At 64.3% G+C, this 7,139-nt stretch carries 5 protein-coding genes; all 5 read left to right on the forward strand.

The window, feature by feature from the left end:
- Positions 1–131 precede the first annotated feature (131 nt).
- Positions 132–1,448: a nucleotide sugar dehydrogenase gene (locus B2P18_RS08280; RefSeq protein ID WP_286957999.1), complete on the forward strand. Its 1,317-nt coding sequence runs from the start codon at positions 132–134 to the stop codon at positions 1,446–1,448.
- The gene (locus tag B2P18_RS08285) at positions 1,445–2,050 is read left to right on the forward strand and encodes an acyltransferase (protein ID WP_286958000.1); all 606 of its coding nucleotides are present in this window, start codon (positions 1,445–1,447) and stop codon (positions 2,048–2,050) included. The genes B2P18_RS08280 and B2P18_RS08285 overlap by 4 nt, the downstream gene beginning before the upstream one ends.
- Positions 2,050–3,138 (forward strand): DegT/DnrJ/EryC1/StrS family aminotransferase, encoded by a 1,089-nt coding sequence (locus tag B2P18_RS08290; RefSeq protein WP_286958001.1) that lies wholly within the window; start codon positions 2,050–2,052, stop codon positions 3,136–3,138. The genes B2P18_RS08285 and B2P18_RS08290 overlap by 1 nt, the downstream gene beginning before the upstream one ends.
- 1 nt (position 3,139) lies before the next feature.
- On the forward strand, positions 3,140–4,234 hold the full coding sequence (locus B2P18_RS08295) for a Gfo/Idh/MocA family protein (RefSeq protein WP_286958002.1): 1,095 nt from the start codon (positions 3,140–3,142) through the stop codon (positions 4,232–4,234).
- Positions 4,235–4,845: 611 nt separating this feature from the next.
- Positions 4,846–5,679 (forward strand): O-antigen ligase family protein, encoded by an 834-nt coding sequence (locus tag B2P18_RS08300; RefSeq protein ID WP_286958003.1) that lies wholly within the window; start codon positions 4,846–4,848, stop codon positions 5,677–5,679.
- The last annotated feature ends 1,460 nt before the right edge of the window (positions 5,680–7,139 follow it).

Raw genomic sequence — 7,139 nt, forward strand, 5'->3', positions numbered from 1 at the left:
GCGCGCGAGAGCGACGGGTGGGATTCGGTTACTAGTTACCATATGTCACATTCGGCTACGTGCTGTAACGTAACGGACGTCTATCCGGGTGGGCCGCGCGCACGCGCGATTCTGTAGAGAGCTGGAGCGCTGTGAACGTCACCGTTGTTGGTCTGGGCAAGATCGGTCTGCCGCTTGCCGTCCAGTTCGCCCGGTCCGGGTGCAAGGTCCGTGGCGCCGACGTGAACCCGGAAACCGTCTCGCTGGTGAACTCGGGTGTAGAACCCTTCCCGGGGGAGGGCCACCTGGGGGAGTACCTGGGCGAGGTCGTTGCCGACGGCCGCCTTGACGCGACCACAGATACCGCCTCCGCCGTCGCCGAGTCCGACTACGTCGTCGTGGTCGTGCCCTTGTTCGTCGACGACGAGGCTCGGCCTGACTTCGGCTGGATGGACTCCGCCACGGACGACATCGCGCGAGGCCTGCGCGCTGCCCGCGGCACGACGGTCATCTACGAGACGACCCTTCCGGTGGGCACCACGCGCACGCGGTGGGCGCCGCGTCTCGAGGCGGGCTCCGGACTGGCCGAGGGCAAGGACTTCCACGTGGTCTTCTCCCCGGAACGGGTCCTCACCGGTCGCGTCTTCGCCGACCTGCGCAAGTACCCCAAGCTTGTGGGGGGCCTGTCCCAGGGCGGCGCCCGTCGCGCCACCGCGTTCTACGGGAAGGCACTGCAGTTCGATGAGCGGCCGGACCTGGCGCGGGCGAACGGTGTCTGGGACCTGGGCTCGGCCGAGGCTGCCGAGATGGCGAAGTTGGCGGAGACGACCTACCGAGACGTGAACATCGGTCTGGCCAACCAGTTCGGCCGGTTCGCGGCGTCGCACGGCGTCGACGTCTTCCAGGTCATCGAGGCCTGCAACTCCCAGCCCTACAGCCACATCCACCGCCCCGGGATCGCGGTCGGTGGTCACTGCATCCCGGTCTATCCCCGGTTGTACCTGTGGAACGACCCCGACGCGACCGTCGTCCGTGCGGCGCGTGAGGCAAACAAGGCGATGCCTGCGTACACCGTCGGACTCGCCGTGGGTGCCATGGGCGGCTCCCTCGCCGGGACGCGGGCCGTCGTCCTAGGCGCGTCCTACCGCGGCGGGGTCAAGGAGACCGCGTTCTCTGGGGTGTTCGACACCGTCGAGGCGCTGCGTGAGGCAGGTGCCGAGGTGGCCGTCCACGACCCGATGTACTCCGCCGAGGAGACCCGCGGATTCGGGTGGGAGCCGTACGAGCTTGGCCGAGAGATCGACGTCGCCGTCCTGCAGGCCGACCACGCGGAGTACCGCGACCTCGAGTCCGCCGACCTGCCTGGGGTTCGGGTGATCGTCGACGGCCGAGACATCCTCGACCGGTCCAGGTTCGACGGCGTGCGTGTCATCTCGGTGGGCCGTCCGGAGTCGGAGGTGGCCCGATGAGCTCGCGCGAGGGAGTGCGGATCGTCGAGTCCGCCGACGTGGCCGACTCTGCTGTCATCGGCTCGGGATCCAGCGTCTGGCACCTGGCACAGGTGCGCGAGGAGGCCGTCCTCGGTGAGGGCTGCATCGTCGGCCGCGGAGCGTATGTCGGGACCGGCGTGCGGATGGGGCGACATTGCAAGCTGCAGAACTACGCGCTCGTCTACGAGCCGGCGGTGCTCGAGGACGGCGTCTTCGTCGGCCCCGCAGTGGTGTTCACCAACGACCACTACCCACGATCGGTGACCCCGGACGGCGAGCTGAAGCGCGGGGACGACTGGGAAGCCGTGGGCGTCACCTGTCGCGAAGGTGCCTCGGTCGGTGCCCGCGCGGTGTGCGTGGCACCGGTGACGATCGGTCGCTGGGCGATGGTCGCGGCGGGGTCGGTGGTCACCAAGGACGTTCCCGACTTCGCGCTGGTCGCCGGTGTCCCGGCCCGCCGCATCCGCTGGGTGGGCAAGGCCGGCGAACCCCTCGAGCAGACCGGTGAGCGCGAGTGGACCTGCCCTCGCACCGGCGACCAGTTCATCGAGCAAAACGAGACTCTCATGGAGGCCAGCTGATGTCCGATTTCATCCCCCCTGCCAAGCCGCTGATCGGTGAGGAGGAGATCGAGGCCGTCACGCGCGTAATGCGCTCCGGGATGGTGGCGCAGGGCCCCGAGGTCAAGGCGTTCGAGGAGGAGTTCTCGGCACACTTCCGCCTCGACCGCGAGTGCGTCGCCGTCAACTCGGGGACCTCGGGATTGCACCTGGGTCTCCTGTCATCAGGTGTCAAGCCCGGCGACGAGGTCATCGTGCCGTCCTTCACCTTCGCGGCGACCGCCAACTCGGTCGCTCTGACCGGCGCCGCCCCAGTGTTCGCGGACATCGAGCCGGACACCTTCTGCCTCGACCCCGCCTCCGTGGAGGCCTCGATCACCGACCGCACCGTGGCGATCATGCCCGTCCACCTCTACGGCCACCCAGCGTCGATGGACCGGCTGCTCGAGGTCGCGAAGCGGCACAACCTGTGGGTCTTCGAAGACGCTGCCCAGGCCCACGGTGCGTCGCTGCACGGGACGCCGGTCGGAGCCTTCGGTGACTTCGGCATGTTCAGCCTGTACCCCACGAAGAACATGACCTCCGGCGAAGGCGGCATGATCGCCTGCGCCAGCGACGAGATCGCCCGCCGGGCGCGGCTCTACCGCAATCAGGGCATGGAGAAGCAGTACCACAACGAGGTCGTCGGCTTTAACTGCCGGATGACGGACATCCACGCCGCCATCGGGCGTGTACAGCTCAACAAGGTCGACGCCTGGACCAAGACCCGGCAGGACAACGCTGCCTACCTGTCCAGCCATCTCGAGGGAGTGACGCCGCCGCCGGTGCGCGAGGGCGCCGTCCACGTCTACCACCAGTACACGATCCGCGTGCCGGAGGGCCGCGACGCCTTCGCCAAGGCGCTGAAGGACGAGCACCAGATCGGGTCCGGGATGTTCTATCCGGTCCCCAACCACGAGCTCACGCCGTTCAACGTGGACGTCGACCTGCCCGAGACGGCCAAGGCTGCGGCCGAGTGCCTGTCCCTCCCGGTGCACCCCAGCGTCGACCGCGCGGGACTGGAGCGCATCGTCACCGCCGTCAACACGCTCGCGAAGGCAGGAGCCTGACATGACTGACCAGAAGCCGCGCGTCGAGACCGCAGATCGCCGTCGGCGGGGTAACCGTGAGGACCGCCTCCGCGCGGGTCTCGTCGGGCTCGGGATGATGGGCCGGCACCACGCCCGCGTCCTGGGTTCGCTCGACGGCGTCGACCTGGTGGCCGTCGCCGACGAGTCCGGCGACCCGCACGGTGTCGCGGGAGGGCGCTATCTGGTCCCTTCGGTGGACGAGCTCCTGGAGTACGACCTCGACTACTGCGTCGTTGCCGTCCCCACCGTCTACCACGAGCCCGTGGGTCTCCAGCTCGCGGAGGCCGGTGTGCACGCCCTCATCGAGAAGCCCTTGGCCCACGACGTGCCGTCCGCCGAGCGCCTCGCGCGCACCTTCGACGAGAAGGGCCTGGTCGGCGCCGTGGGGCACATCGAGCGCTACAACCCGGCGTTGCAGGAGGCCCGTCGTCGCATCGCGGCTGGGGCGCTCGGCCGCGTCTTCCAGGTGGCCACTCGACGGCAGGGACCCTTCCCTGGCCGCATCGCTGATGTGGGGGTGGTCAAGGACCTCGCCACGCACGACATCGATCTCACGGCGTGGGTCACGCAGCAGGAGTTCGTCAGCATCTCCGCGCGCACGGCGTTCCGCTCCGGGCGAGAATATGAGGACCTGGTCGCTGCGGTTGGCACCCTGGCCGACGGCACCGTCACGAACCACCTGGTCAACTGGTTGTCCCCGCTCAAGGAGCGCACGACCGTCATCACGGGTGAGAAGGGTGCGTTCATCTGCGACACGCTGACCGCCGACCTTACCTTTCACGCCAACGGCACGACGGCAACCACGTGGGACGAGGTCGCTCGCTTCCGCGGTGTCAGCGAGGGCGACATGATCCGCTACGCGATCGCCAAGCCAGAACCCCTGCGCACCGAGCACGAGAACTTCCGAGACGCCGTCCTGGGCAAGGCCGCCGACATCGTCACGATGCGCCAGGGCCTCGCAACTGTTCGGGTGGCGGAAGCGATGATCGCCGGTGCCCGATCCATCCCGTCCCTTGCCGCTCATAACGCGGTTCCGCAGGGCGAGCAATCAAGACGCGACTGCGACGGGGTGTAGCGGCAACCTACGCCATCCCGTACCAAGAACCGTCACGGCCACCGGAAGAGATCTGAAAAGGCGCCGACTTGTCAGCTCGTAACAGGACGTGGACTAGACGTGCTCTGACGAAGGGCCCGGGAATCCGCAGTGAGGAAAATCATGCCGCAACTCGCTCCACAACGACTGGGTGTGTCGTGAGTCACCGGAATCAGCCCAGTCAACGTCGCACGGCGCCTAACGGGGGTGTGGGTCACCAGCTCGTGAGGGCACTCCTCCTATGCCTTCCTACCCTGGGCTACCTGACCATATGGATTTCACCTCAACCTGGCGCTGAGGGGCAGTGGCATGCGTATCGCATCCTCACCCTGATCCTAGCGGTGTACGGGGCTTTGTCCCTGGCACGCCAGTGGAGAAATCTAGGAAGAGCGTCGCGTATGGTGGTCGCCATATGCCTCCTAGTAGTCATTCAGGCTATTATCTGGGCTCCATTCTCAGATCCAGATAGTGCCACCCGAGGCGTCGTCCAGGCAATGGGGGCGCTAGGGGGGTTTGGGCTGGTCATCCTAGTGCGCAATAGTCCCAGCCGGTTCCAAGGTCTAATGTGGGGCTTAGCCATGGGTGCCTTGGTGATGGCAATCGTTGCGCTGGGGGAATTCGTTACGGGCGTCCACCTCCCTCAGGTCGCTGGCCGCCCGTGGATTTTCGGGAAAGCACTTGGCGCGACCTTCACAAACCCGAACAACTTTGCCGCACATATACCTTTGATGGTCACGGCCATGTTCGCGGTGGGAGTACGCACCCCTCGCCTCCGCCTCCCTTTTATAATCGCGATAGTAATTCTACTGCTTGCAGACGTCGCGACGTATAGTCGGACGGCCTTCTTTACGTTGGGTTTGTGCTTCGTGGGAGTGATCGCAACCAGTTCTGGCGGGAAAGTGTCCCGCATTGTCCCGAAACTCATTCTCGCTGCCGGCGCGGCCGGACTGTTGTTGCTAGTGTTCGGTGGTCTTCCCTCGGACTACTCTGAGCAAGTCCTAAGCGGTAGTGGACGCAGCAACGAACTGCGTCTCGAACTCATTTCCCAGGCCGGATATATGCTGGTTGAGTCTTTCGGTGTCGGCATCGGACCAGGCCGCATTGAGAAGGTGATTCATGAGACGGATCTAGGACTGGCTGGAGTGTCCGACGTCCACAATTCGATCCTCGAAATGGCCGTTGCCTATGGCCTAATTCCCGCGATGTTGCTGGTTTCTATCATAGCGATAGCCATAACTAGATGCTTCAAGCGGGCAGAGCGCAACCCCAGCACTGCCGCACTTGGTTTCGGCGCGGCTACGTCGGTGGCCCTAGGGGCCTTTGTGGCGAGCTCTGTTCTGGGCGACGCTGCCTGGTGGATAGCGCTTGCAAGCGCGGCCCTTGCCGCAGATCATATCGCTGGCGGTGTGAATGACAAATCAATCTAGGTGGCTGCGGCTCATTGTGTGGAGTGTCGTCGGCGTGGCGGCACAAGGATTCTCACGGCTTGCAACCAATGTTATTGTTGCTCGAATGTCTGGCCTAGAATCACTGGGTCACGTGGGCACCATCTCAGCGGCCGCTTTCGGGGTGGCACTGCTTGGCCCGACGGCCCTCGCCGCGACACAAACGAAATTCGTGGCTCAAGTACAGGGTGCGGGAGGTCGCGATGCAGCCAAGGATCTAGGTGGAAGCCTTTCCTCATGGTGTTTGTGGTTATGCATTTTGCTGAGTACTCTTGTGGGTTGGTGGTTGGCGCTTACTGTGAGTCCCGTAGACGCGATCTCGGGATTCCTTCTTACGGCGGGAGCCAGCCTATATTCAATGGCAAGAAGTGCATGCTTTTTGAACGGTAAGAATGCCGTCGGGGTGCGTCTCGAGGTTGGTATGGCTACCGCTGGATTAATAGGAGCGGCTATTTTGGCATGGACTGGGGGGAGTGGTGGAATTCTCCTGCTTCCACAAGCAATTGCGTTGATCTGCTACGCCGCCTATTTCTTACGCCCAAGCATGAAGCCGATGCGGCTGTCAAAAGAAATGCTGGAGTTTGTTGCACTCAGCAGCTTGGCCGGCCTAGCTAGCGCGGGTGTGTTCCAGATGACTATCCTAGTGGCGCGCCTCGATGGGGGTGTCGGCTCGGCGGGAATGGCCTCTGCTGCCCTCGCGGTCAGCACCCCCCTGTCGTTCATCGCGGGTGCTGTCACATCCGTCCTATACCCGCGCTTCTCGCGACTAGTTGGCGCACAAAGGTACACAGAAGCACTCGCCCTGTCCCGCCGATCAGCCCTCGGTCTTGCGTCCGTGCTTCTACCGCCACTCTTCCTGGTGACATATTTTGCAGAGGATATCCTGAGTGCAGTCTGGGGTGCCGAATTCGTCCCATCCGGTGGATTGGTTGCGCCATTGGTCGCGGGCATCATTGCGACTGCTGTCGCAGCGCCAGAAGTCGCAATGCTCACGGCGAGATCTCGCTCTGGGGTACGGGAATCGACGGTGGCCAGCGTCGCTGGTACCGCGGTTGGTGTCACACTATGGGCGATGTCGCTCTGGTTGCCAGGCAACCAGCTCCCACTGATCGCCTACGGATATATGTTGTCAATGTCGCTCACAGCCCTTGCGTCAACAATCTTGTTAAAGCGAGGATTGTCCCCTGTGTTTATATGGGTCTGCGGAGCGATAGTTGTCGTCCTGATGACCCCATGGTGGCGAGACTGCATTCCCGAGGGATATCAGACGCATGTGGGCATTGCAACCGGCCTCACAATTTCTGCTGCGTCGTTGATAGGTGCGAAGCGAGGGTCTCTATTTGAGAGGGCCCTCCCTTCCTAAGTGCGGGCAGCCAAGCCCGGGTTAGTGCGGCGATGAGCGTGGAGGGGACCGAGGCAATGGGGCTCTTCCGACTTGAGCG

It is taken from the genome of Arsenicicoccus sp. UBA2120 (assembly GCF_002330965.1).
GTDB lineage: Bacteria > Actinomycetota > Actinomycetes > Actinomycetales > Dermatophilaceae > Arsenicicoccus > Arsenicicoccus bolidensis.

Excerpts from the sequence above, each read along its gene's own strand:
- B2P18_RS08290 (WP_286958001.1), top strand. The coding sequence starts at position 2,050 with ATGTCCGATTTCATCCCCCCTGCCAAGCCGCTGATCGGTGAGGAGGAG.
- B2P18_RS08285 (WP_286958000.1), top strand. The coding sequence starts at position 1,445 with ATGAGCTCGCGCGAGGGAGTGCGGATCGTCGAGTCCGCCGACGTGGCC.
- B2P18_RS08300 (WP_286958003.1), top strand. The coding sequence starts at position 4,846 with ATGGCAATCGTTGCGCTGGGGGAATTCGTTACGGGCGTCCACCTCCCT.
- B2P18_RS08295 (WP_286958002.1), top strand. The coding sequence starts at position 3,140 with ATGACTGACCAGAAGCCGCGCGTCGAGACCGCAGATCGCCGTCGGCGG.